Source organism: Sorangium sp. So ce296, from assembly GCF_051529605.1.
In the GTDB taxonomy this organism is placed as follows: Bacteria; Myxococcota_A; Polyangia; order Polyangiales; family Polyangiaceae; genus Sorangium; species Sorangium cellulosum_D.
Map to the genome: position 1 here is coordinate 10,767,016 of NZ_CP150325.1, position 24,813 is coordinate 10,791,828.

12 protein-coding genes are annotated in these 24,813 nt (G+C 70.2%); 5 read left to right on the forward strand and 7 right to left on the reverse strand.

Annotation, left to right across the window (positions count from 1 at the left end; all coding sequences use genetic code 11):
- Window positions 1-63: 63 nt before the first annotated feature.
- The gene (locus WME98_RS39985) at window positions 64-1,485 is read right to left on the reverse strand and encodes a hypothetical protein (RefSeq protein WP_437946930.1); all 1,422 of its coding nucleotides are present in this window, start codon (window positions 1,483-1,485) and stop codon (window positions 64-66) included.
- Here WME98_RS39985 and WME98_RS39990 point away from each other — a divergent pair.
- The 3 genes from WME98_RS39990 (at window position 1,438) to WME98_RS40000 (ending at window position 4,993) form a co-directional block, all read left to right on the forward strand.
- A complete protein-coding gene (locus WME98_RS39990; protein WP_437946931.1) occupies window positions 1,438-3,042 on the forward strand; it encodes a YifB family Mg chelatase-like AAA ATPase in 1,605 nt (534 codons plus the stop codon). The genes WME98_RS39985 and WME98_RS39990 overlap by 48 nt on opposite strands.
- Before the next feature lie 156 nt (window positions 3,043-3,198).
- Window positions 3,199-4,227, forward strand: a complete 1,029-nt coding sequence (gene recA / locus WME98_RS39995) for a recombinase RecA (protein WP_437940870.1) — start codon at window positions 3,199-3,201, stop codon at window positions 4,225-4,227.
- A gap of 289 nt (window positions 4,228-4,516) precedes the next feature.
- Window positions 4,517-4,993: a single-stranded DNA-binding protein gene (locus WME98_RS40000; protein ID WP_061627762.1), complete on the forward strand. Its 477-nt coding sequence runs from the start codon at window positions 4,517-4,519 to the stop codon at window positions 4,991-4,993.
- Between the two features lie 192 nt (window positions 4,994-5,185).
- Here the strand turns inward: WME98_RS40000 and WME98_RS40005 are convergent, their stop codons facing one another.
- On the reverse strand, window positions 5,186-6,739 hold the full coding sequence (locus WME98_RS40005) for a serine/threonine protein kinase (RefSeq protein WP_437946932.1): 1,554 nt from the start codon (window positions 6,737-6,739) through the stop codon (window positions 5,186-5,188).
- Window positions 6,740-7,614: 875 nt separating this feature from the next.
- On the opposite strand from WME98_RS40005, the gene WME98_RS40010 reads away from it, so the two are divergent.
- Together WME98_RS40010 and WME98_RS40015 are read left to right on the forward strand one after the other, a co-directional pair.
- Window positions 7,615-8,100 (forward strand): PEGA domain-containing protein, encoded by a 486-nt coding sequence (locus tag WME98_RS40010; RefSeq protein WP_437946933.1) that lies wholly within the window; start codon window positions 7,615-7,617, stop codon window positions 8,098-8,100.
- 398 nt (window positions 8,101-8,498) lie between these two features.
- Window positions 8,499-13,037: an nSTAND1 domain-containing NTPase gene (locus WME98_RS40015; RefSeq protein WP_437946934.1), complete on the forward strand. Its 4,539-nt coding sequence runs from the start codon at window positions 8,499-8,501 to the stop codon at window positions 13,035-13,037.
- A 54-nt stretch (window positions 13,038-13,091) separates the two neighbouring features.
- Here WME98_RS40015 and WME98_RS40020 read toward each other — a convergent pair whose 3' ends face one another.
- The 5 genes from WME98_RS40020 to WME98_RS40040 form a co-directional block, all read right to left on the reverse strand.
- A complete protein-coding gene (locus tag WME98_RS40020) occupies window positions 13,092-19,121 on the reverse strand; it encodes a kelch repeat-containing protein (RefSeq protein WP_437946935.1) in 6,030 nt (2,009 codons plus the stop codon).
- 43 nt (window positions 19,122-19,164) lie between these two features.
- Entirely contained in the window at window positions 19,165-20,985 is a 1,821-nt protein-coding gene (locus WME98_RS40025) for a PEGA domain-containing protein (protein WP_437946936.1), read from the reverse strand.
- 176 nt (window positions 20,986-21,161) lie between these two features.
- On the reverse strand, window positions 21,162-21,818 hold the full coding sequence (locus WME98_RS40030; RefSeq protein WP_437946937.1) for a hypothetical protein: 657 nt from the start codon (window positions 21,816-21,818) through the stop codon (window positions 21,162-21,164).
- A 13-nt stretch (window positions 21,819-21,831) separates the two neighbouring features.
- Window positions 21,832-23,253 (reverse strand): papain-like cysteine protease family protein, encoded by a 1,422-nt coding sequence (locus tag WME98_RS40035; protein WP_437946938.1) that lies wholly within the window; start codon window positions 23,251-23,253, stop codon window positions 21,832-21,834.
- 904 nt (window positions 23,254-24,157) lie between these two features.
- On the reverse strand, window positions 24,158-24,763 hold the full coding sequence (locus WME98_RS40040) for a hypothetical protein (protein WP_437946939.1): 606 nt from the start codon (window positions 24,761-24,763) through the stop codon (window positions 24,158-24,160).
- Window positions 24,764-24,813 lie beyond the last annotated feature (50 nt).

Consider the following 24,813-nt stretch of genomic DNA (forward strand, 5'->3'; position numbering starts at 1 on the left):
CACGCCGGTGAGCCGCTCGCGTACGGTGGCCCGCGGGTGCCGCCGGGGAAGCCGGCGCGCTCGTTACGACGCCCGCGTCGGCTTCCGCGGGGTCGGCGACTTACGCCCCTTCCGCTCCGGGACGCGCGAGCGATTCCCCGGGATCGAGCGCTGTGCCGCCCTGGCCGGTTCCGGCGCGAACACCTCGCTCACGGAGGCGGCCGTTGCGGCGCGGGCGATCCATCGATCGAGCTCCGCCGGGACTGTGCAGGCCTTGACGTGAGCGCGCTCCTCAGCCGTCAGCGACAGGCCGCGCGCGTCGAGCACGGCGAGCAGGGCCTCCTGCATGCCCTCGATCTTGCCCTCCGCCTTGCCCGCGGCTCTCCCGCGCTTTTCAAAGAAGAGCCGGAAACGCCGAGACGCTTGGGTTTCAGGGACTTTGCTCGGATCCATGGCCAGCTCCCTGAGCGAGGCGAGCATGGCGTCGCTCAGCACGGCCAGGATCGCACGCGCCTGCGCGTCTCGCAACGGCTCGTCGGTGAGGTGCTGCTCGGTGAGCTCCAAGGCGCGCGCCACGATCCTGCGCGCAGCGGGCCCGTGGCGGTGGTGCACGGCCCAGGCGGCGAAGAGCGCGAGCTCCGGATACGCCGGATCGAGCAGCGCCTCGACGCGCCGACCCGAAAGGAGCAGCACCCGCGGCGTCAGCTCGAAACGCGTGCCGAGCTCGCCCCGAAAGCGCGCGGCCTGCTTCGCCCACGAGGCTACGCGGCGGCTGGCCGTGATCACGATCACCTCGCCCATCGCCTTCTCCTGATGGACGAGCACGCTGACCGCCAGCGGCCAGCTCCTCCGCTTGCGCTCATCGATGGAGTTCTGGATCTCGACCATCACCCACCCCGGCCGCCGGGAACGCAGGAGCAGGTCCGGACGAACCTCGATGGCCCTGGTGAAACGCACGGTGGCATCGACCGCCTCGGCCGGCGTGCCGAACGAGCTACCGGTGAGCCGCTGGAAGAGGTCGGCGAGCAGCGCTGGACGGTCCCGCAGCGCGACGATGAGCACCTCGTGCGGTGTTCCCGGCATGCGCTCCTCTCTACTCGACGCGAGAAGAGTTGGCGAGGCATCAAGTCGGGAGATCGATGCTCGTATGATGAGGCCCGCCGACCCACCGGAGCATTCGTGAGGACCTTTCTTGCTATTCCTGACCAAACACGCCTGGCGCACGTAATGAGGCGCCGAGCGCGCCAGGCGATGCCTGCCTGAGGAACCGAGAGCGGCCGTGTCGACCTGCCGCGAACCCAACGTGGGTGTGCCGGGGAAGGCGCCCGCGAGCGCCTCGGTCCCGGCGCCCCTGGCGGCCGCCACCCCCTCCGCCGCATCCGCCACCCCTGGCTGCCCGTAAGTCCCTGAAATTGCGTGTGTCCCTGCCTGGCACGCCGTTCGCGAAAGGGCTCGGACATGCAGGCCACGGCGCTCACGTTCTCGCTGCTCGGGCTCGACGCCCACCCCATCCGCGTGGAGGTCGACTCCGGCCGCGGCCCCTCGTTCTTCCAGATGGTGGGCCTCGCCGAGGCGAGCGTCCGAGAGAGCCGCGTGCGTGTCCGCGCCGCGCTCCAGCAACTCGGCGTCGAGCTCGACGAATATGTGATCACCGTGAACCTGGCCCCGGCAGACCTCAAGAAGAGCGGCGGCGCGTACGACCTCGCGATCGCCATCGCCGCGCTCGCCGCGCTCGGCAAGGTCCCGGCCGGAGGGCTCGACCAGATCGGCTTGCTCGGCGAGCTCTCGTTGAGCGGCGCGGTGCGCCCCGTGCGCGGCGTGCTGCCGGCGCTGCGCGGCGCGGCGGAGCAGGGGATCCTGCGCGCGATCGTGCCTCACGGCAACGCGCGCGAGGCGGCGAGCGTGGCCGGCGTCGACGTCTTCATCGCCGAGCACCTCGGCCAGGTCGTCGCGCATCTCCGCGGCAACAAGGCCCTCCCCGGCGCCGGCTCCGTGGCCACGGTCGTCGCCGAGCCCAGCGCCGCGGCGGTGGATCTCGCCGAGGTCCGCGGCCAGCACGGGGCGCGCCGCGCGCTCGAGATCGCGGCCGCCGGTGGACACAACCTCATCATGCTGGGCCCGCCGGGCAGCGGAAAGACCATGCTGGCTCGCCGACTGCCCACGATCATGCCGCCCATGTCCTACGAGGAGGCACTCGACATCACCGCGATCCACTCGGTCGCCGGGCTGCTCTCCCCGGACCGGGGCCTCGTCGCGGCGCGCCCCTTCCGCGCCCCGCACCACACCGTGAGCGCCGCGGGCCTCGTCGGCGGCGGCGATCCGATCCGCCCGGGCGAGGTCTCCCTGGCCCACCATGGTTGCCTGTTCCTCGACGAGCTCCTCGAGTTCCGCCGCGGCGTCCTCGAGGCCCTCCGCGAGCCCCTCGAGGAGGGCACGGTCGCCCTCTGTCGCGCGCGCGCCCGCGTCGTCTTCCCCGCGCGTCCGATCCTCGTCGCCGCCATCAACCCTTGTCCGTGCGGCTTCTACGGGGATCGCGGGAATCGCTGCGTCTGCTCCCTCGACCGCGTGCGCGCCTACCGCGCGCGGCTGAGCGGGCCGCTGCTCGATCGCATCGATCTGCACATCGCCTTGCCTCCGGTCGACGTCGCTCACCTGTGCGCGCCGCTCGGGACGGCGATGGACGACGGCCGGGCGCCCTTGCACGCGCCTGAGAGCTCGGCCGCGGTGCGGGCGCGCGTGGTCGAGGCCCGGGCCGCGCAGCGCGCGCGCTTCGAGGCGGGGGAGGTCGCGGCGACGCACAACGCCGAGCTCGGCCCGCGCGATCTCGCGCGCGTGGCCATGCCGGACGTCTCCGGGGCGCGCGTGCTCGCGTCGGCCGTGGAGCGGCTCGGCCTCTCGGCGCGGGCGTACACAAAGGTGCTGCGGGTCGCCCGGACGCTCGCCGACATGGACAGGAGCGCTGCCGTGCGCGCGGCGCACGTGGCCGAGGCGATCGGCGCGCGGCTGTTCGACCGCGAGGCCGCCTCCGGGCCTCCGCCCGTCACCGCCGCGGCGGGCGCCTGAGCCTGCCGCGCGACCCAAGATCATCGTGCCTGCAGCGACGCAGGCGCGATCGCGGCCGCCCCGACGGCCGCGTCGAATCGGCTGTTCGCGCGCTCGGGGGCGCGCACGCGAAGCACGCGACACGCAACGAAGGTACGTTGAAAGGAAGAGACCAAGATGATGACCGAGATCGCTGAGAAGCTCCGCACCGTGAAGACCGTCGTCGGCACCATCGAGAAGCAGTTCGGGAAGGGGGCGATCATGTCGTTGAACGATGAGAACGAGACCAGGGACATCGGCCTGATCCGGACCGGCTCGCTGTCGCTGGACGCGGCGCTCGGGATCGGCGGCTACCCGCGCGGGCGGATCGTGGAGATCTACGGCCCGGAGTCGTCGGGGAAGACCACGCTTACGCTCCACGCGATGCGGGAGGCGCAGCGGGCGGGCGGGGTCGCCGCGTTCATCGACGCCGAGCACGCGTTCGACGTCACGTACGCGCGCTCGATCGGCGTCGACATCGACCGGCTCCTCGTCTCGCAGCCGGACAACGGCGAGCAGGCGCTGGAGATCGTCGAGATGCTCGCGCGCTCGAGCGCGGTCGACGTGATCGTCGTCGACTCGGTGGCTGCGCTCACGCCCAAGGCCGAGATCGAGGGCGACATGGGCGAGTCGCACATGGGCCTCCAGGCGCGGCTGATGAGCCAGGCGCTGCGGAAGCTCACGGGGATATGCCACCGGACGGACACGACGCTCATCTTCATCAACCAGCTCCGGCAGAAGATCGGCGTCGTCTTCGGCAACCCCGAGGTGACGACCGGCGGCAACGCGCTCAAGTTCTACGCGAGCGTGCGGCTCGACGTGCGTCGGGTGGGGCCGGTGAAGGTGAGCGACGAGGCCATAGGATCGAGGACACGCGTCAAGGTGGTAAAGAACAAAATGGCTCCGCCCTTCCGAGAGGCCGAGTTCGACATCCGCTGGGGCGCTGGCATCGACGGCGCGGCGGACCTCATCGACTTCGCGTGCCAGCTCGGGGTGGTGGAGAAGAGCGGCGCGCACCTGTCGTTCGCGGGCGAGCACATCGGGCAGGGGAGGGAGCGCGCCCGCGAGGCGCTGATCGGCAAGCCGACGCTCGCCACGTCGCTCCGCGCGGCCGTCGACGCGGCCGCGCCGGCGCGGCCCGGCGCCAGCGCGGCGATGGATGCGTGAGCCCGAGCGGGCGGCGCGCCGGCGGCCCGGGGCTGCCGGGCGCCGCCCGCTCGGCTCGAACGACGGTTTGCTCGCGGGGAGACACCGCGCCTCGTGGAGAGAGGCGCGAGGCAGCAGGAGATCTCGATGGACGGCGCTCGAGCGATATCGAGCGACGGGTGACAGCGGAATGAGACAGCTAACGACGTAATCGACGGCAAACCACGTAATCGACAGCAAACGACGGCAAACGACGGCAAACGACGGCAAACGACGACAACGACAACAACATCACGAACTGGAGCGCATCATGAACGACGGAATGAACAAGGTGATTCTCATGGGCAATCTCGGCTCGGATCCGGAGCTGCGCTACACCGGCAACGGCACGCCGGTGCTCCAGCTGCGCATGGCGACGAACGAGTCGTTCGTCGACAAGAACAAGGAGCCCAAGGAGCGCACCGAGTGGCACAACATCGTGTTCTGGGGGCCGCGCGCCGAGGCGCTCGCGAAGGTGCTGACCAAGGGCGACGGCGTGCTCATCGAGGGCGGGCTGCGGACGTCGAGCTACGAGAAGGACGGGATCCGGCGCTACCGCACCGAGGTGATCGCGCGGGAGCTCCGCTTCACCGGGCGCCGGTCCATGGCGCAGCCGCCGCCCGGGCTGGAGGACGACGGCGAGGCGACGCAGCCCGGGGCCGCGGTGCCGGCCACCGCACGGCCCGGGAAGAACGGGGCGCGGGGGCGGCCGCCGGAGGTGCCGGCGCTGGATGAGCTGCCGTACTGAGGGACGAGGCGCGATGAGCGAGGCGGGTCGGTGGACCCGCCTCGCGGCGATGCGGCACGCCTCACCGCCCGCCTCATCTCACCCGGTGGGCGCGCGACGATGAGCGCGCCCCGCTGAGCGGGGAAGCTCCCGCGAGAGCCGGGACAGCTCCCGCGCTTGCCGCAGCCTGACCGCTGCGCGGGTCGTCAGCGACTACCTGAAGTCGTTCGGGACGAGCGGATTCGGCGGCTGCGGAGGCCTCGGTGCCCTGGAGCCGGTCGGCGCTGTCGCGCTCGCAGGGGCCGGTATCGACTCCGGCCGCGCGTCTTCCGTTCCATCCTTGCGAGGCGCTTGTGGCAGCTCGAGCTTGGTCGGATGCGCGCCGAACTCCGTCACCGCGACGTCCGCGATGATCTCCACCTCGCCCTTGAAGACGCGAACCCGCCGCATGCTGCCCAGCTCGCCCTCGAGCTCGAGGATGCCGTCCCGCATCGTCGCGGGGCGCCCGTCGATCTCCACCGAAGCGTCGGCGGGCAGCACCACCAGGTTGACGCGGCGTCTGGGCGCGGGCTGCTCGGTTATCGCTTGCGGTGACGCCTGGGAGGCGCCGCCCTGCGCGAAGCCGTTGACAGCTCGAACCACGGTGTAGGCGCCGAGGCTCCCAGCGAGCAACACGCTGACTCCGGCTGCCTGCCAGATGCGACGCCACGCCAGCCCGCTCGGTTGCGGCGCCGCGGCTGCAGCATGGGGCTCAGGGATGGTGTTGCTCGACGTGAGCGTCGTTGTATTCACGTCGCGGGCGGTCACACCGATGGTCGTCGCGATGTCGGGTCGGTCGGCCACCATCGCGCGCTCGGTCTCGGTGAGGGGAACGAGCGTGCTCTCGTCGATGGTGAGATCCCCGTCGATCAGCGGCAGGATCGCCTTGAGCATCGCGGCGGCGCTCGGGTAGCGCCGCTCCCGGTCGTGCTGGAGCGCCGTGTGCACGATCCTGGAGATCTCGGGCGAGACCCACGGCGCGAAGTCCTGCACGGGCGGGGGCGGCTCCTGCACGAGCGCGGCGATGAGCTCGACGAACGCCTCGATATGTTCATGCGGCGTGCGGCCCGCGAGGGCGCGGTAGAGGACGATCCCGAGCGACCAGATGTCGGTCCTGTGGTCCATCTCTCTGCGCCCCCGCGCCTGCTCCGGCGACATGTACCGCGGGGTCCCGAGCATGGTCCCTGTCTGGGTGAGGCCCGTCGACGGGTCCTCGGAGCCGTGGGGCCGCCTGATCTTGGCGATGCCGAAGTCGAGCAGCTTGACCGTGATCGTCGGCTCTCCCTCGCGGCGCGCGAGGAACAGGTTGGCCGGCTTGATGTCCCGGTGCATGACGCCGGCCTCGTGCGCCTTCTGCAGGCCCACGCACGTCTGCGCGACGATCCGGAGGGCGAGGGGCGGCGGCAGCGGGCCGAGCCGGCCGAGGAGCTGGCCGAGGTCTTCGCCGCGGAGCAGCTCGATGACCATGAAGGGCGCGCCGCTCTCCGCGTCCTTGCCGCTGTCGAGCACGCGCGCGATGTGGTCGGTGTCGATGCCGCCGGCGACCCTCGCCTCGCGCTCGAACCGCCCGATGGCGGAGCCGCTGCGCTCCGCGCGCTCCGGGTTGATGAGCTTCACGGCGACGCGCCGCTTCTCGGCGAGGTCCTCGGCCTCGTAGACCGCCCCCATCCCCCCCTCGCCGAGCAGCGAGCCCAGCAGGTACCTACCGTTGAGCGTTCTGGCGTTCATAACCGCAGCGTTCTCGAAGGTGCTCTACCGTGGTGCGGTCGCTCATTCTGCGCCGTACGGGCCGCAGTCGTCCCGCCAGGAAGCTTATATACCACGGGCTCGGCGCGTTCACGAGCCCTCTCACGCGGCGCGCGCGGTCGTGGAGCGCCGGCGCGCCGGCGCGCATGGCGTCTGAAAAAGACGCGTAGAGTCATCAGGTTAGCCGGTCAGTTGGACGCGTGTACCCAGCGGAGGGCGCCTGCGTCCGTGGCGCCTGAGAGCGAGCCGGAAACGGCTGCTAGGCCGCGGGTCGGCCAGCGCGCAGGGGCGGCGGCAAGGTGCCACGAGCGCTCTGCGGGGCTGCGCGGCACCCCGATGAAGCGCTGGAGGAGATGAAGGAGGTAGCCTAAAGGCGTAAGGCGCTTCCTTGCGCTGATGGGTCCGGTCGCGTCGGTGTAGTATCGTTTCGCAAGCGCCGTGATTGATCCGGCGCTGCCGCTGCACTATCGCTTTGCGCTTCACGACGGTTCCGAACGATGCTCCGCCGCTCCGTTTTCGCCTGGGCCTGCGCGGCCCTCTTGACGCTGGAGCTTGTATCGGCGCCGCTCGTCGCCCAGCCTTCCGCGCGTCGCATGGCGCCGCCGACGGTGTCGACTGCAGGCGGCGGTATCGCGGTCGCGGCGCCGAGCGCGCCGGTGCCTGCGCCAGAGGAGGCCGGCGCGAGGGAGGAGGCGGAGGGGCGTTTTCGACGGGGGCGCCGCCTCTTCCTGGAGGGCGCGTGGGAGGCCGCGCTCGCAGAGTTTCTCGAGTCGAGGCGACTCTACCCGACCTGGAGCGCGACCTCGAGCGCCGGTGCCTGCCTGATGAACCTCGGGCGCTTCGACGAGGCGCTCGAGATGCTCGAGGGGCTGCTGGCGACGTACGGGGACGCTCTCCCGGCCGCTGTCAAGACCGCAGCACAAAAGGAGGTGATCGCGCTCCGTGACCGGGTCGGGACGATCGCGCTCGTCAAGGCCGAGCCGGGCGCAGCCGTCGTGATCGACGGCCGAGCTCGCGGGGAACATCCGTCGGCCGCGCCGCTGCGCGTCGTTGCGGGTACCCACGTGGTCCGCATTTACAAGGAAGGGTTCGAGCCGTTCGAGACGGCCGCATCGGTGGCTGGCGGGCAAACGACGAGCGTGGTTGCGCGCCTCGCGCCGCTCGTCGCGTCCGGGCGGCTGCGCGTCGCGGAGCGGAGCGGCAGGGCGCTCGCCGTGATGGTGGATGGTTTCGAGGTGGGCAAGACGCCGTGGGAAGGGCCGATCGCGGTCGGCGAGCACACGGTGGTTCTGCGCGGCGAGGACAGCTTGAAGTGGGTGCTGGTTGGCGGCGTCGATATGTAGATGCCGAATATTGGTTCGCTTCGATGGATCGTTGTTCGTCTGGATTCTGTGTGTTCAGGACTCTTTGCGGCTTATGATGGATGCCATTGGGTAGGATGGGGACTTGCTCCCTGAGTATCGTGAGCAATATGTCGAAGCATTCCGAAGCCCCGAACGCTCGCGTCGACACACTCACCGGAATTGTCCACGCGATGCGGCTCGCGAGCGACGTGGCGCAGCGAGCCCCACAGGACAACCCGGAACCTCGCGCACCGGACGCGCCTCCCGAGCCCCCCTCCGCGCCGGTCACCACCGCTGCCGCGGCGGATCCGGCCGGCGCTCCGCAAGCCAGCAGCACGATCGCGGCGGGCTCCGTCATCCGCCATTACGAGCTCATCCGTGCTCTCGGCAGTGGCGGCATGGGAACGGTGTTCCTCGCCCGGGATACGCGTCTCGGCCGCCTGGTGGCCATCAAGGTCCTTCTCAAGCACAGCGGCGAGCGCGCGCAGCGTTTTCTGATCGAGGCGCGCGCCACCGCGCACATCAGCCATGAGAACATCGTCGTGATCCACGAGCTCGGCGAGCACGACGGCCGGCCCTACATGGTGCTCGAGTACATCAAGGGCAAGACGCTGAGCGAGCTCCTCAACAAACAACGCGATGGCCTGGACGGCGAGCGGGACGAGGAGGACGCCGAGGCGCCGCCCTCGGCGCCGGCCGCCGCCGGCCTGCCGCCGGGGCGCGCCGTCGAGCTGATGATCCCGGTCGTTCGCGCGCTGGTCTGCGCTCACGAGCGCGGCATCGTCCACCGCGATCTGAAGCCGTCCAACATCATGATCAGCGATACGGGCACCGTGAAGGTGCTCGATTTCGGTCTCGCCAAGCTGCTGGGCGCGCGCGACGGGGAGCGCGACGGCGCCGCCGACGTCGCGCTCGCGGAGACCTTGCTCGACGATGACGCCAACGCCCTCGTGCTGACCGGCGCCGGCGCCCGGCTCGGAACCGCGCCGTACATGTCGCCGGAGCAATGGGGCGGGGGCCCCGTGGATCACCGCACCGACATCTGGGCGGCCGGCATCCTGCTGGCGAAGCTCGTGCTCGGCCGGCATCCGCTCTCGCCGCTGTCGCTCTACGAGCTGTCCACGATCGCCCGCCTCAATGTCCCCATGCCGAGCCTCCGCGAGATGCGCCCGGACCTCGGCAAGCTGGCCTCGATCATCGATCGATGCCTGATCAAGCGGCGAGAGGACCGGCTCGGCAGCGCCCGCGAGCTGCTCGCCGAGCTCGAAGCGCTCGCGCCAGCGTGGTCGAGGCCCTCCGCGGGCGAGGAGCACAACCCCTATGCTGGCTTGGCCGCGTTCCAGGAGAGCGATGCGTCGCGTTTCTTCGGCCGCGCCCGGTCGGTCGCCGAGGTGGTCGCGCGGCTCGCCGAGCAGCCGCTCATCGCCGTGGTGGGGCCGTCGGGGGCAGGGAAGTCGTCGTTCGTGCGCGCCGGCGTGATCCCCGCGCTGGGTCGCACGGGCGAGGCCTGGGAGTCCTTCACCATCCGCCCGGGAGCTCACCCCCTGGCCGCGCTGGCCGAGCTGCTGCTGGCCCACGAATTCGAGACGTCGACGCAGGACGCCGCCCGCTCCGCGCGCGACGCGTCCGCCGCGGGAGGCAAGGACCGTGAGGGGCTCATCGCGAAGCTGCGCGCGGAGCCGGGGTTTCTGGGCGCGCAGCTCCGCGCGCGGGCTCGGCGCAAGCTCAAGCGCGCCGTGCTCTTCGTCGATCAGTTCGAGGAGCTCTACACCCTGGCGCGCGGCGGCGAGCGAGAGCGCGCCGCGTTCTATGCGTGCCTCGCCGGCGTGGCCGACGACCCGGGCTCGCCGCTCCGCGTGCTGCTCACGCTGCGCTCGGACTTCCTCGACCTCGTCGCCGAGGCGCACGCCGCCACGACCGGGCTGAACCGCGGGCTCATGCTGCTGTCGCCCATGGACCGCGAGGGGCTGCGCGAGGCGCTGCTGCGGCCGCTCGAGGCGGTGGAGCATCGGTTCGAGCCGCCGGAGCTGGTCGAGGAGATGCTCGACGAGCTGGAGCACACCGCGGGCGCGCTGCCGCTGCTCTCGTTCACCGCGGCCAAGCTGTGGGAGCAGCGCGACCGCGCGCGGCGCGCCTTGACCGAGGCGAGCTACCGGCGGATGGGCGGCGTCGCCGGGACGCTCGCCGGCCATGCCGACGCGGTGCTGGACGCCATGTCGTCCAGCGAGCGGATGCTGGCGCGGGCGGCGCTGCTCCGGCTCGTGACCCCCGAGCGGACACGGGCCCTGTGCACGCTGGGCGAGCTGTGTGAGCTCTCCGCGGTGCCGTCGGACCGGGATCGGGTCCTGAGTCGCCTCATCGACGCCCGGCTGCTGACGGTCGAGGGCGGCGGTGCGGCCGAGGCGACGGTAGAGATCGTGCACGAGTCGCTGATCGAGGCCTGGCCGACGCTGGCGCGGTGGGTGGCCGAGAGCCAGGAGGACGCGGCGTTCCTGTCGCGGCTCCGCAACGCGGCCGCGCAGTGGGAGGCGAGCGGACGATCTGAAGGTCTCCTCTGGCGCGGGCAGGCGGCGGCGGACGCGAAGCGCTGGCGCGCGCGGTACTCCGGCGAGCTCGCGCTCGGAGAGGAGCGCTACCTGAAGGCGGTGATCGCGCTGGCCCAGCGCGCGCGGCGCCGGCGCTGGAGGATCGCGATGGGCGCGATCGGAGCGCTCGCGACGGCCGCCGTGGCGGTGTCGTACCTGGCGGTGCGCGCCGATCGAGCGGCGAAATGGGCGCACGAGGAGGCCGCGATGGCCGCGCGGCAGGCTGCGCGCGCGGACCAGGAGGCGGCGCGCGCGCAGGCCGAGGCGCGGCAGGCGCGCAATGCGACGCGCATCGCGGCGGCGCGCGAGCAGCAGGCGGATCCGACGACGGCGCTCGCGTTGCTGCGCGAGGTGGAGCCGCCGGAGGTGCCGCGAGGGTGGTCCGAGCTCTCGCGCGGAGCGCTGCAGGCCGGGGTCGCCCGGGTGGTGCTCACGCATCCGGAGGCCGTCCTGGGGACGTCGTTCAGCCCCGATGGGAAGCGCATCGTCTCCGCGTGCTTCGACAACATCGCGCGCGTGTGGAACGCCGACGGCACGGGCGAGCCCCTGGCGCTCCGCGGCCACGAGGATCGGGTCTGGTCGGCGGCGTTCAGCCCAGACGGCAAACGCATCGTCACGGCGTCTTTCGACAAGACGGCGCGCGTGTGGAGCGCCGATGGTGCGGGCGAGCCCCTGGTGCTCCGTGGTCACGCCGATCGGGTCCATTCCGCGGCGTTCAGCGCCGACGGCGAGCGCATCGTGACCGCGTCCTTCGACCACACCGTGCGTGTATGGAGCGCCGATGGTGCGGGCGAGCCCCTGGTGCTTCGCGGTCACGCGGCTGGAGTCTACTCTGCGGCGTTCAGCCCGGATGGCAAGCGCATCGTCTCCTCATCGCATGACAAGACGGCGCGCGTGTGGAGCGCCGATGGTGCGGGCGAGCCGCTGGTGCTCCGCGGCCACGCCGGCGCGGTCTACTCTGCGGCGTTCAGCCCGGATGGGAGGCGTATTGTCACCGCGTCGTGGGACAAGACGGCGCGGGTGTGGAGCGCCGACGGCATGGGCGAGCCGCTGGTACTTCGCGGCCACGAGGCAGGGGTCTACTCTGCGTCGTTCAGCCCGGATGGTAAGCGTATCGTCACGACGTCATGGGACAAGACGGTGCAGCTGTGGAGCGCTGACGGTAAAGGTGATCTCCTGGTGCTCCGAGGGCACGAGGATGGTATCTATTCAGCGAAATTCAGCTCTGATGGGACGAGCATCGTCAGCGCATCATGGGACAAGACGGCACGCGTGTGGAGTGTCGATGGCACAGGCGATCTCCTCGTGCTCCGCGGTCACGGGGCCGGGGTCTATGCGGTGGCGTTCAGCGCCGACGGCAAGAGCATCGTCAGCGCGTCGGCGGACAAGACGGCGCGCGTGTGGCGCACGGGCGATACGCGTGCTTCTCTGGTTCTTCGTGGTCACGACGATCGGATCTATTCGGCGGCATTCAGCCCTGACGGCAAGCGGATCATCACCGGGTCATGGGACAAGACGGCGCGTATCTGGAGCGCCGACGCTACGGGCGAGCCGCTGGTGCTCCGCGGTCATGCGGATGGCGTCTATTCCGCAGGGTTCAGCGCTGACGGCAAGCGGGTCGTCACGGCGTCGTGGGACAAGACGGCGCGCGTGTGGAGCGCCGACGGCACGGGCGAGCCGGTGGTGCTGCGCGGTCATGAGGAACGGGTCAACTCGGCTGCGTTCAGCCCAGACGGCAAGCGGGTCGTCACGGCGGCTTGGGACAGGACGGCGCGCGTGTGGAACGCCGACGGCACGGGTGAGCCGGTGGTGCTGCGCGGTCATGAGGAACGGGTCAACTCGGCCGCGTTCAGCCCTGACGGCAAGCGGGTCGTCACGGCGGCTTGGGACAGGACGGCGTGGGTTTGGAGCGCCGACGGCACGGGTGAGCCGGTGGTGCTGCGCGGCCACGACCATTGGGTCATCTCGGCTGCGTTCAGCCCTGACGGCAAGCATATCGTCACCGCATCTCAGGACAAGACCGTGCGGGTGTGGAACGCTGACGGTACGGGTGACCCCCTGGTCCTCCGCGGCGCCGGTATGGCGTACAACCACGCGGTGTTCAGCCCGGATGGGAAGAGCATCGCCGCCGCTTCTGATGACAATAGCGTATGGATATGGGCCGACCTCGACCCACTTCGCGGCGTCGATGATCCCAGGCTGTGGACCGCGACCACCTACTGCATGTCCGTCGAGCGCAGGATCAAGATCCTCAACGTCCCCGAGGCCACCGCGCATGCTCAACAGGATGCATGCCTGCGCCGTGTCGAACAGGCTCGTGGGGCGGACTTCGTGCCTCCGGCGACGCCTTGAGGGCGAGCGTCGCCGTGTGCTTGAGAGGCCGCCCTCGGCGGGCTCTTTGCCTTCTTATTGAGCTCCAACGCGGGGGAGGCGAGCGCGGCGGGCAGCGTCCGGGGGGCGCGAGCCGGCGTCTCGACGGCGGCGCAGCCGGCGGCTTGACGCCAGTAGCCCCATGGAGAGCAGCGCGGCAAGCGACAATGAGTCGCCTACGCCGTCGCCGGGCGGCGCGGCGCTGCATCCCGGGTCGCGCCCGGCGGAGATGCTCGGCGGGGCGACGCAGGTCCCCTCGGAGCCGCAGACCCAGCCGGGCGCGCACTCGTCGACCGACGCACAGCGCTGATAGCACCAGCCCACGGTGGGGTTGCAGCGAAAGCCCTTGCAGTCGAGCACCTCGCGCGCGTCGAGGTCGCACGCGGCGCCCTCGCTCGGGCAGTACGCCAGCCCCTCGGCGCGGCCTTCGTCGATGCAGCGCCACGGGGCGCACTGCGTACCCGGGCCCGCGCCCATGCAGCGGCCCTCCGGCCCGCACGTGCTGAGGCACTCGCCTTCACGTCCGCAGTCGTGGTGGAGATCGACGCCCATCGGCTCCCGCTCGCAGAGGCCGAGGCTGCCTGGCAGCACGCAGGAGAAGCACCGATCGGTGCAGGGCATGTTGCAACACACGCCGCTGACGCAGAACTTGCCGGGCGGGCACTCTCCGGTTTCACCGCAGAAATCGATGTTGGCGGGGATGCCGGGCACGAACTTCTCGACGACGGAGCCTGCGTCGGCAGGCGGAGTGCACTCGGGCGTGACGACGATGGTGCATTTGCCGGTCCGGGGCTCGCACACGCCGTCGTGGCAGGCATCCGGCGCAGGGCAGATGATGGGATCGCCACCGACGCAGGCGCCGGCCTGGCAGGTGTCGGTCCGGGTGCAGGCGTTGTGGTCGTCGCAGGCGGGGCCGGTGAGCGGCGCACAGGTGCCGTCCGAGGGGGCGCCCGCAGCCGCGGAGCATGCGTCGCACGGGCCGGCTTCGCAGGCCGTCGTGCAGCAGACGCCGTCGACGCAGAAACCGGTCTGGCACTCGCCGGGAAGGGTGCACGGAGCGCCGAGGGGCAGGGGGCTGAAGAGCTCCGCGCTCGCGAGGACATCGTCGCCTTTCCCGCCGGCGATCAGCACCTGACCGTTTCCCAGCGGCGTCGCGGTGTGGTCGTAACGACCGGTATGCATGGATGCCGTGGGGATCCAGGTGTCTCTCGCCGGATCGTACAGCTCTGCGCTCGCAAGGTAGGACGTTGGATCCCCTGAAACGCGCAAGCCGCCCGCGATGAGCACCTGACCGTTGCTCAGCAGGTTCGCCGTGTGACCGGTGCGCGCCGTGCCCATGGAAGCGGCAGGTGTCCAGGTGTTGCTCCCTGGATCGTACAGCTCCGCTGCGCTCAGGTTCGCTCCTCCAGCGACGAGCGTTCGGCCATCGCTCAGCAGCGTTGCGGTGTGGCCATCGCGGTCGGGCACGCCCATCGGCGCCGTGGCTGCCCAGGTATTGCTGACCGGGTCGTAGAGCTCCGCGTTCGCCTGGCTGGCCGCAGAGCCGCCGACGATCAGCACCTTCCCATTCCCGAGCAGCGTCGCGGTGTGGCCCGCGCGGTTCGCGCTCATCGCGCCGGCGTTTGTCCAGGTATCATTGGCTGCGTCATACAGCTCCGCGCTCGCGCCGGCGCCTGGGCCGCGCCCGCCGGCAACGAGCACCTTCCCGTTGCCGAGCGTCGTGGCGGTGTGGTCGTAGCGGGACGTGCTCATGCCAGCGGCGCCGCTCCAGATACCGTTGTTCGGGTCGTAGAGCTGCGGGACGAGGTTGGTCAGCCCGTCGGCGCCGACGCCGCCGGCGACGAGCACCAGCCCATTGCCGAGCAGCGTGGCCGCATGATTGGTGCGGGGCTCGCCTAACGAGGCAGCGGGGAACCAGATGTTAACTTTCGGATCAAACAGCTCCGCGCTGGCGAGCACGAGTTCGTCTGCGCCTCCGGCGCCGACGCCGCCGGCGACGAGCACGTGTCCGTTTCCCAGCAGTGTCGCGGTGTGGCCGGCATAGCGAGCCGTACCCATCGACCCGGCGGCTATCCAGGCGGGATCTACCAGCGCCCGCTGGCCTCCCGCGTCCACCCACAGCTCGATCCGCTTGCCGCTCACCACGAGCCTGGCCTGGATAGGCCGGCCTCCCTCCGCATAGGCCCGCGGCGCCGTGACGCGCAGCCTGGGTGTCCCGCCCTCGTCGCAGAGCTCGGCTGCCCGGTCGCGCTGACGCAGCGCTGCGCCCTCGACTTCCCACGTCGCCGCGGGCCGATCACCCGTGGCGACGCCCTCTTCGAGCAACAGCCACTCCTCGTAGCCGCTCGCCGTGGCCGTCCAATACGATGTGCCACCTGGCCGCGCGTATGCCACGGCGCTGCCCGCAACCGCGCCCTCGCCGGAAGCGCCGAGCTCGCGCACGTGGACCTCGAAGCCGGCGGAGAGCGCCGCGCCTCGAGCACCGTCCGAGCCGTGCGCGAGCCGAAAGCGGAACACATCCTCTCCGCGTCTCGGCAACACCGCCTCGAGGCCGCCCCGTCGCTGCCAGACGGCCGTCCCGCTGCTCGGAGCCTGCATGGCGAAGCCCTCGGCCACGGCGACCAGGGTGTCACGGCGCTCGAGGATTTCCGCCGCCTGCCCTGGGAAGCGGTCGCGCAGGGCAGCAGCACCGACCGGCTCGGGTTCGGCGGCGCAGCTGGCAAGGAGGGCGCAGCTGGCGAGGAGAACGAGCTGCAGCCCGCAGCGCGACGCCCTCCGCGGGTCGAAGCGCCGGGCAGGATGCGGCGAGCGCGGCGGCGTCAGCCTCCTGCGCCTCGCTGCCGCCAAGGCCAGCAGGCCCGCCGCGAGCCATGCTGCGCCGCCCCGGCCAGGCACCTGGGCCGTCAGGCTGCACCCGGCGTCCTGCCCACGAGCCCTGTCCGGCGGCGGCACACATCGTCGATCAGCATTGCAGACCGACCCCGGCGCGCAGTCGTCCACCGAGTGGCAGCGCGAAAGGCAGGCGCCGAGCCCTGGCGAGCAGCGGTACGGCCCGCACTCAAAGGGCGCGCCCTCGTCGTCGGGGCACGGAACACCCACGCCCGGGCAGTAGGCCGGGCCCACGCCCCGGCTCAAGCCTGTGCACCGGCTCGGGGCGCACTGCGCCCCTGCGAATGCGCCGATGCACTCGCCGTCTGGCCCGCAGGTGCGCAGGCAATCCTTTTCAGCCGGGCAGCTGCCGCCCAAGTCGACACCTGGCGGCTCTGCCGTGCAGGTACCGAAGTAGCCCGGGAGCGCACAGGAGCGACAGGGCTCGGAGCACTCGGTGTCGCAGCAGACATGGTCGACGCAGAACTGACCGGATGGGCAATCTTCCTGCGCATCGCAGAGGTGAACATCTCTGGGGATGCTGTCCGGTGGCGGCACACAGTTTCCGCTGGCGTTGCAGACTGCTCCCGGCGCGCAGTCGTCCAGCGAGTCGCAACGCGAAAGGCAGGCGCCGAGCGCGGGCGAGCAGCGGTACGGCCTGCAGTCAAAGGGCACGCCATCGTCGTCGGGACATGGAACGCCCACGTCCGGGCAGTGTGCAGGGCCTACGCCCTGGCTCGCGCCGGTGCACCGGCTTGGGGCGCACTGCGCCCCTATGAATGCGCCGATGCACAAGCCGTCCGGACCGCAGGTGAGCTGGCAATTTCTTTCGGCCGAGCAGCTTCCGCCCAAGTCGACACCTGGCGGCTCCGGCGTGCAGGTACCGAAGCTGCCGGGGAGCGCACAGGAGTGACAGGGTTCGGAGCACTGGGAGTCGCAGCAGACATGGTCGACGCAGAACAGACCGGGTGGGCAATCTGCCGGCGTGTCGCAGAGGCGAGCATCTCTGGGAATGCTCGGCGCGCTGTCAGCCCCGCCCGCGAGGTCGGGATCGCAGTCGGACTTTCGCGGCGTGGTACACCGGCCGGTCCGCGGATCACACGTTCCGGCGTCGTGGCACGCATCCACTGGCCTGCAGACCCTGGGAATCCCGGTGCATATGCCGCTCTCGCAGGCGTCGCCGTTCGTGCACGCGTCGCCGTCATCGCAGGACATGCCATCGGCCTTCGCGGGAGTGATGCAGGCCCCGGAGCCCGGGTCGCATACCGCGTCATGGCAGCTGTCGGGCGCGCGGCAGACGCGGGGGTTGTCGCCGATGCAGACGCCGGCCTGGCAGAGGTCGGTCTGCGTGCAGGGATTGCCGTCATCGCAGGCGGCGCCGCTGACCGGAGAACAGGTGCCATTCGAGGAGGCGCCTGAGGCCACCGAGCATGCGTCGCATGCGCCTGCATCGCAGGCAGTCGTGCAGCAGACGCCGTCCACGCAGAAGCCGGTCTGACATTCGCCGGGAAGGGTGCATGCAACGCCAAGGGGGAGGGGACTGAAGAGCTCAGGGCTGGCGCCCTCTGCACCTCCTGTGACGAGCACCTGCCCGTTGCCCAGGAGCGTCGCTGTGTGAAAGCTGCGTTGCACGCTCATGGCCCCGGCGGGCGTCCAGGAGTTGGTCGCCGGATCGTAAAGCTCAGTGTCCGTGCTCTCTGAGCCTCCCGTGACGAGCACGTGTCCGTTTCCCAGCAGCGTCGCAGTACTGAAGGACCGAGCGTGGCGCATAGGGCCCGTGGGTGTCCAGGAGTTGGTCGCCGGGTCGTACAGCTCCGCGTCCGCGCCCCCCGTGACGAGCACGTGTCCGTTTCCCAGCAGCGTCGCAGTATGGTATGCTCGTGCGCGGCTCATAGGCCCGGCGGGGGTCCACGAGTTCGTTGCCGAGTCGTACAGCTCCGCGCTCATGAGCCTACCTACGGCGTTGTCATCGCCGCCGGCAACGAGCACGTGGCCGCTGGCCAACAGCGTCGCGGTGTGCTGCCAGCGTCCCGTGTTCATCATGCCGGCGGACGTCCAAGAGTCTGTCGCAGGATCGTACAGCTCAGCCTCGAGCGCCAGGCCACCGGGGTTAACGCCACCTGCGAGCAGTACCTGGCCGTTCGGCAGTCGCGTCATAGTGTGTAATAATCGACCCGTATGCATTGGCGCGGCGGGGGTCCAGGTATTGTTCATCGGGTCGTAGACCTCGGCGCCTTCGAACGAACCTCCCTCTCCCCCAGCGATGAGCAATTTCCCGTTCGCCAGTAGCGTGGCCGAGTGATTTATGAATGGCATGCTGATCGGTGCGGCAGGCGTCCATGCATCGAGAGCCGTGTGGTATAGCTCACTCTCTAAGATAGATCCTTCCATGGTGCTGCCGCCCGCGACAAGCACATTGCCGTTACCCAACAGCGTTGCAGTATGGGCGCTGCGAGGACGATTCATCGAAGCCGCCGCCGTCCACGCCGGGTCCACCAGCACCGCCTGGCCGCCCGCGTCCACCCACAGCTCGATCTGCGTGTCACGCACGGCGAGCCTCGCCTCGATCGGTCGACCTCCGCCGGTGTACGCTCGCGGCGCACTGACGCGCAGCTTCGAGCGCCCGTGCCCATCGCAAAGCTCCACGACCTCTCCCCGCTCCCGCAGCGCCGCCCCCTCCACCTCCCATACGGCCACCGGACGGTCGCCCGTGGCGACTCCCTCATCGAGCAACAGCCACTCCTCGTAACCGCTCTCCGTCGCGGTCCAATAGGACGTCCCACGTAGGCGCGCATACGCCACCGCGCTGCCGGCGATGACTCCGTTGCCGGACGCGTCGAGCTCGCGCACGCGGACTTCGAAATCTGCGAGGCGTCCCGCATCTCCGCCCATCCCAAAGCCTTCTGCAAAGTAAAAGCGGAGGGCGTCCTCGCCGCGTTTCGGCAGCTCGACCCTGAGGCCTCCCCGACGCCTCGATTCCGCCTCCTCGCCGCCCGTCAGCAGAACGGCAAAGCCGTCCACCACGCCCGCGAGCGCCTGGCGGCGATCGAGGATCTCCGCCGCTTGCGCGGGAAAATCCCGGCGCAGCGCCGCTGCATCGTGCGGCGCCGGTTCGGCGCCGCACCCCGGGAGCGGGCAGGCCAGCAGCAGCGCCATGGAGGCGAGAACAAAACGACGGATCTGAGGCTCGAGACACATGACAGCCCTCCACAGCGCGGTGTCCGGCCCGCGCCCGCCGCGATCAGAAGTCGTATCGAATCCCGGCGCCGGGCATCACTGCGAAGAGCACCGGATCCGTGAGCGTCTCGGCAGCAAAACTACCTTCACCATCGGTATGGGCGAAGATCCGCTGTCCTGCATCCCACCGAGCCGCCGAACCGATCAGCACGAGCACATCGACCCCCGCCGAGAGCTCCACATGGTCCCCGAGGCGCATTCCCACCCGGACCTCCGGATCCAGATAGAACCACGCACGCGGATGCACGTCGATGTACGGTCCCACCTCGTAGCGCTCGCCCCGCCTCGTCGTGAAGGTCCCCGTTCGCGTGTCGGCCACCGATCCCAGCAGGGCTCCTGCGCCAAGCCGCAAGCGCACTGGATACCGCTCGCCGAACCCGAGCCCGGCCCACGCTCCTGCGACAAACCCCCGGACCTGGATCGCGTCATCTGCCGTGCCCACGCCTGGCTCGACAATCCCACGCGCCTCGATGAAGGCACTCCGCCCGCTCGGCGACTGTTGCATCCGGACATAGCCCGTAGCGATCCCGAAGCCGAAGCTCGTCCCGAGATCGATCTCATAGCCGCCACGGAAAACGCCATGACCGCCAAAGGCGACACCGGCGCTGCACGAATCCCCGCAGCTCGCAGCGATGTCGCCGCCGAGCGACGGCGTGAGCGCGATCGCGCCGTCGAGCTCCAGCGTGAACCGCGGCGGCTTGCGCCACCGGCGAGCGCTCGGGTCGCGCGCCAGCGCGAGCGAAACGGCCGCTCGTCCTCCCCGGTCGACCTTCACCTGCCGCGCTGCCTTGACATACCCATCATCCACCGCTTCCACCGTGTGCGGCCCGGGGCGGAGACGCCCCTCCCAGACGCCGCGCCCCACGAAGAGCCCGTCGATCGCGACGCTCGCGCTGGCAGGCACCGGCACGACGCGGATCGCAGCGTCGAGCTCCTCGGCGGCCAGCGCGAGATCGACCGTCTGCTTGGGCCGAATCACCACCTGAGCCGGCAGCGTCCCGAAGTGCTCCTCGCCGCGCAGCATCACCGTGTGCTCGCCGATCGCGACCGGCCCCTCCCAGGGGGTCGTGCCCACGACATTGCCGTCGACCATCACGTCGAGCGCCTTGCCGTTGCGCTCCGAAACACGGAGGCGACCCGCCTGGATCAGCGGCCGCAGCCGCGCTGCCACGCGCGCGATCTGCCCGCCGGCGACGGTAAAGCTGGCCTCGAACGGCTCGAAACCCTCCTTGTAGACCCGGACGACATGGCTCCCCGCGAGCACGTGGTGCGGCGCTGGCGACGGGTGCTCGCCGCGGGAGCGGCCGTCGATCGTGATCGCGGCGCCCGGCTCGGCTCCGTCGAGGACGAGCGTGCCGACGCGCTGGCGCAGCGCGACGACCTCTTTCTGCGCGTACGCCTTGACGGCGGCAGGCAGGCTGCCAGCATATGCCGAGAGCAGACCCTCGAGCATATCGAGCGCCTCGTCCGAGCGCCCGAGGTTTACCAGGCATGCACCAGCGCTCGACGTCGCGCTCCAGGCCGCTGGATAGAGCCTCCTCGCCTCGAGAAACTCGGCGAGCGCCGCGTCCCACTCCTGCCGATCATACAGGCGCCGGCCTTTCTCGAAGTGAGCCGCCGCCTCCTCTCTCAGGCGCGTGTCGTCCTGCGTGCTCTGCGCCGCAGCGGCGGGATCGGTCGCTGTGGACCCGACAGCGGCAGGGTTCGACGGAGCGGCCGGCTCCGGCGGGCTCGACTCCGTAGCCTGCGCGGCGGCGACCGCCGACGCCAGGTGAAGGGCGAGCGCCACCGCACACGAACACATCAAAGGGCGAGTGCAGTGCATTGTCCTGAGCCGGCTGACCCTCTCCACTACAGCAAGGTCGGTGCAGGATCAACAGGGAACCTCGCCGCCTGCGGACGAACACAGCACTCGGCCTCCTGGCTGGTTGAGGCCGGCCTATTCAGCACATCCGGCGCAACGGCCGTCCCTGGCAGTAGCGCCGGTCCACCGAGCCCGATTTATTTCGACGGAGCCGGCCGCGCCTCCTTGTAGGCTCTTGCCGCCGGGACGAGCGCGCCGAGGACCAGATCCGCCTGCTGAGCTCGACCGGGATCCATCCCGGAGATCCCGGTAGGGAACACCGGCGCCAGCATCACCTGATCACCACGCCGGAACCCGATGAACTCGTGCATCAGCGCCGGGACGTCGACGATGAACATGCTCGACGGACTGACCCCGTGCAGCCGTGCGAGCTCCGTCTGAACCCCGTGAATGAGCTTCGCCCTGTTGGCGCCGCCGATGCGTACGGTCTTCCATCGATCCGCCTGCCTGCGCAGGAGGATCGATGACGTGGCATGCCCATCGACGGTGACGATGGCGACCGCGGTCTCCGTATCGGTGAGGACGCTGCCCACGCCGCTGTCGCCTCGATACGCGCGGAGCGCATCCAGCCGGACCATGTACACAGGCAGCAGGGGCTCCGCCCCCGCGCGGTCGAGCTCCGCGGGCGCCGAGAAGCCGAGCGCCTGGCGGATCTCCGGCCTGTCGAGCGCTCGCAGCTCGCTGAGCGAGGCCGCCGTCGCGTGGCGAGCTGCCTCCGCCCGCGATGCCGGGGCAGCGCCGGCAGCCGTGGTTGTCAACGCGAGCGAGATCGCCATCATGTTCATGAGCTTCATGGGTCACCTCCGTTCAGTCTCGAATATCGTAGACGTCCGAGCCGTGCGTGTGGACGCCGGAGACCGCCACGAACGCGTCGTAGGTCTCGATGTAGAAGTCGCCCACGTTCGGCGGCCACGGATCATGGATCACGAGAAAGTCGTCGTCGTCGAACCTCAGGTAGTCCTTCACGACGACCATGTGGCTAGAACCGCCGGTCCAATGCCTTGTGCCGGCGAAGGGCAGACCTTTGGTGAGGAGCTGGTCCTTCACCTGAGCGAGCGTGAGGGCGGTGCCCCAGGCAGTGGTCGCCGACGAGAAACCATAACTCGAGAACTGCGGCCACCCCGGCACGACGCACTGGCTCGGGGTCGGCGTGTTGCAGCAATCCGCCCTTCCAGTATATCGGTTCGCCTCGTCGCACTGAGATACCTGCGCGCCGTGATACTCCATGATCATCTCGCCGGAGGCCGCCCAGCACCACTGAGCGGTCTCCTGCGGGCGGAATGGCACGTGAAGGAAGTCCTGCCAGACCTTGTGCTCGATGGTCGAGTAGTCCGCGCCCCTCGCGACGACATCGATGCGGTCCGGCCCCCAGGAGACAGCGCTCGGCGCGCTGGTGAGGCTACCTCCCAGGTCCTCCTCCCATGACCAGCCGCCGTAATACGGATACCACTTGTGCTTCAGGTGGTTGTCCGTGCCGCGCCAGAAGACGTCGAGCCGCCCTGGCGCCCATGACGCAGCGCCCGGGGCAGACATGAGGTTGCCGCCGAGGTCCTCCTCCCACGACCAGGCGCCGTCGTGGGGGTACCACTTGTGCTTCATATGGTTGTCGGGACCTCTCCAGAAGACGTCGACCCTTCCGTCGTCCCAGGAGACGGCGGCCGGCTCTGATTGCACGTTACCTCCCAGGTCCTCCTCCCATGACCAGCCGCCGTAATAGGGATACCACTTGTGCTTCATGTGGTTGTCCGTGCCCCTCCAGAAGACGTCCAGGCGCCCGGGGCCCCACGAAGCGGCCGCAGGGCCGGATACGAGATTGCCGCCGATATCCTCTTCGGGGGACCAGTCGCCGAGATGAGGGTACCACTTGTGTTTCAGGCGATTGTCGGAGCCCTTCCAGAAGACGTCGATCCTGCCGTCGTCCCACGAGACTGCGGCAGGTGCAGACGCGAGGCTCCCCCCGAGGTCTTGCTCCCAGGACCAGTCCTCGTAATAGGGGAACCACTTGTGCTTCAGGTGATTGTCAGGTCCACGCCAGAAGGCGCTCAGGATGCCGGAGCCCCACGACGTCACCGCGGGGCTCGATTGCGATGGACCTCCGATGGTGTCCCAGCTGGGCGTCCAGATAGGCTGCGCCGTCTCGGATACGGTCTCCGTGTCGGCGCCGGATGCGGCGTCCAGTTCAGGTGGCTGCTGCAGGCAGCCGGTCGTCGTCAGCGTAAGCGTCGTCATTATCATCGAAGCAGCACGTTTCATACGGCCTCCCTTCGGTGTTGCAGCGAGCCCGAGCACGCCAGCGAGAGTCGCCCGCAGGGCGTCGTCCCGGTGCGTCAGCGATGCCCTGGTGATCTCCTCCCGAGCAGCGCGCGGCGCACGGGAGGACCGCGAGGGCGGTCCTCGAAGCATACGCACATCACCAAGATGAACAGTCATGAGGACGGGAAGAGCATCGCTCGCCGCCCGTCACGCCCGGGACCTCCTGCATCGCTGATGCCAATTCCAGGGTCCCCTTGATCCGGCATGACGACGTGTGCGCTCTCCGGGGTCCCGCTAACCGCCATCGCCCAGCGGACGACGACGATCCGGCTGCCTCTACGCTCTTCAGGAGGTCGCGCCGCTCAGGGGCGCGAGCGAGGGTGTGCGGCGATGCGCCGCGATCGACGCCCTCCTGGTCGATGCGCCCGGGTTGCAGGGGTGACACCGGCGTTGCGCTCTGCCGCTCAGCCTATTCAGCGCGACTTCTTCTGGCGCCTGACGCTCCACCCCCCGGTAACCGGAGGGTTGCGGTGTTACGCGTGGGCGTCTCCGGCTCGTGAGCTCCCCCAGGGACGCTGGCGGCGCCGCGCCATGGTTCGCAGCGGCGACACCCGCCGGGCGGTCGGCCGACCCGCGGACGCACGCCGTAATTCCCGAGCCAGCCGCGAGCGCCTCGCTCGGGCGAAGCGCCGCTGCTGCCGATGGGTGCAGGTGGGACGAGGCGTGCGAGGTTCACGTCCGGGATGGCGCGCGGCGCCGGCGGCGCAAGCGGCCGTCGGTCCTCGGGCGCGCCGCGCGCGCGGAGCCGTGAAAGCCGCCGCGGCGCTGGAAATGGCCGTTCACCCGCGCCGTGGCTTCGTGGTGGAAGCGCGCGGGTGGCTCACCGCAATCTGCCGACGACGAGGGCGTGATCCGAGGTGGGATGGTACACGGACGATGCGTCCTCGCTCCAGGTGTACCCCGCGATCTGCCCACCCTCGTCGGCGTAGAGGCGCATGACGCCCGCGCCTGCGCCGTCATGCCACGATCCGTCCGGATTTCGCCTGGTGTCGGTCTCCCCGTGGCCGGAGCTGCTCGAGTCGAGGATCTCGACCGCGTATTGTGCTGTTCCCGGCACGAGCGGCGCCGTCGGGGCGCGCTCCTCGGCCGGGCCCGCGAGGATGCCGACATGCCCTGAAGGCGCGCTCTCGTCCGGATATTTCACGGCGAGGACGTCACCGGCGGCGATCCGGCGCACGTCCCGTATCGCTCGAAACCCGATCTCCGCCGCGATCGTGTCGTGGTATCGAGCAGCGTTCGGGCTCGTGCTCCCGAACCACGCGTCGATGTCCGAGGTCGAGAAGCCATGGGCGCGTCGCAGCGTGTGCGTGACAAAGGTCCCGCACACGCTGCGGTTTCGGTACTCGTCGGCCCCGTCGACGCCCGCCCAGCGGACGTAGCTCGGGTTGCTTCCGTACTCGTTGCGCTTGGGCTCTATGTTATCCACCAGATCCCGGGCCCAAAGGACATGGCTCGGTACGGGGTCCGACCCGACGA

What these genes read in the sequence shown, in the direction of transcription:
- WME98_RS40000 (WP_061627762.1), top strand. Translation starts at nt 4,517, where the DNA reads ATGAACGACGGAATGAACAAGGTGATTCTCATGGGCAATCTCGGCTCG.
- WME98_RS40025 (WP_437946936.1), bottom strand. Translation starts at nt 20,985, where the DNA reads ATGCACTGCACTCGCCCTTTGATGTGTTCGTGTGCGGTGGCGCTCGCC.
- WME98_RS39990 (WP_437946931.1), top strand. Translation starts at nt 1,438, where the DNA reads ATGCAGGCCACGGCGCTCACGTTCTCGCTGCTCGGGCTCGACGCCCAC.
- WME98_RS40005 (WP_437946932.1), bottom strand. Translation starts at nt 6,739, where the DNA reads ATGAACGCCAGAACGCTCAACGGTAGGTACCTGCTGGGCTCGCTGCTC.
- WME98_RS40035 (WP_437946938.1), bottom strand. Translation starts at nt 23,253, where the DNA reads ATGACGACGCTTACGCTGACGACGACCGGCTGCCTGCAGCAGCCACCT.
- WME98_RS40030 (WP_437946937.1), bottom strand. Translation starts at nt 21,818, where the DNA reads ATGAAGCTCATGAACATGATGGCGATCTCGCTCGCGTTGACAACCACG.
- recA (WP_437940870.1), top strand. Translation starts at nt 3,199, where the DNA reads ATGATGACCGAGATCGCTGAGAAGCTCCGCACCGTGAAGACCGTCGTC.
- WME98_RS40015 (WP_437946934.1), top strand. Translation starts at nt 8,499, where the DNA reads ATGGGAACGGTGTTCCTCGCCCGGGATACGCGTCTCGGCCGCCTGGTG.
- WME98_RS40010 (WP_437946933.1), top strand. Translation starts at nt 7,615, where the DNA reads ATGCTCGAGGGGCTGCTGGCGACGTACGGGGACGCTCTCCCGGCCGCT.
- WME98_RS40020 (WP_437946935.1), bottom strand. Translation starts at nt 19,121, where the DNA reads ATGTGTCTCGAGCCTCAGATCCGTCGTTTTGTTCTCGCCTCCATGGCG.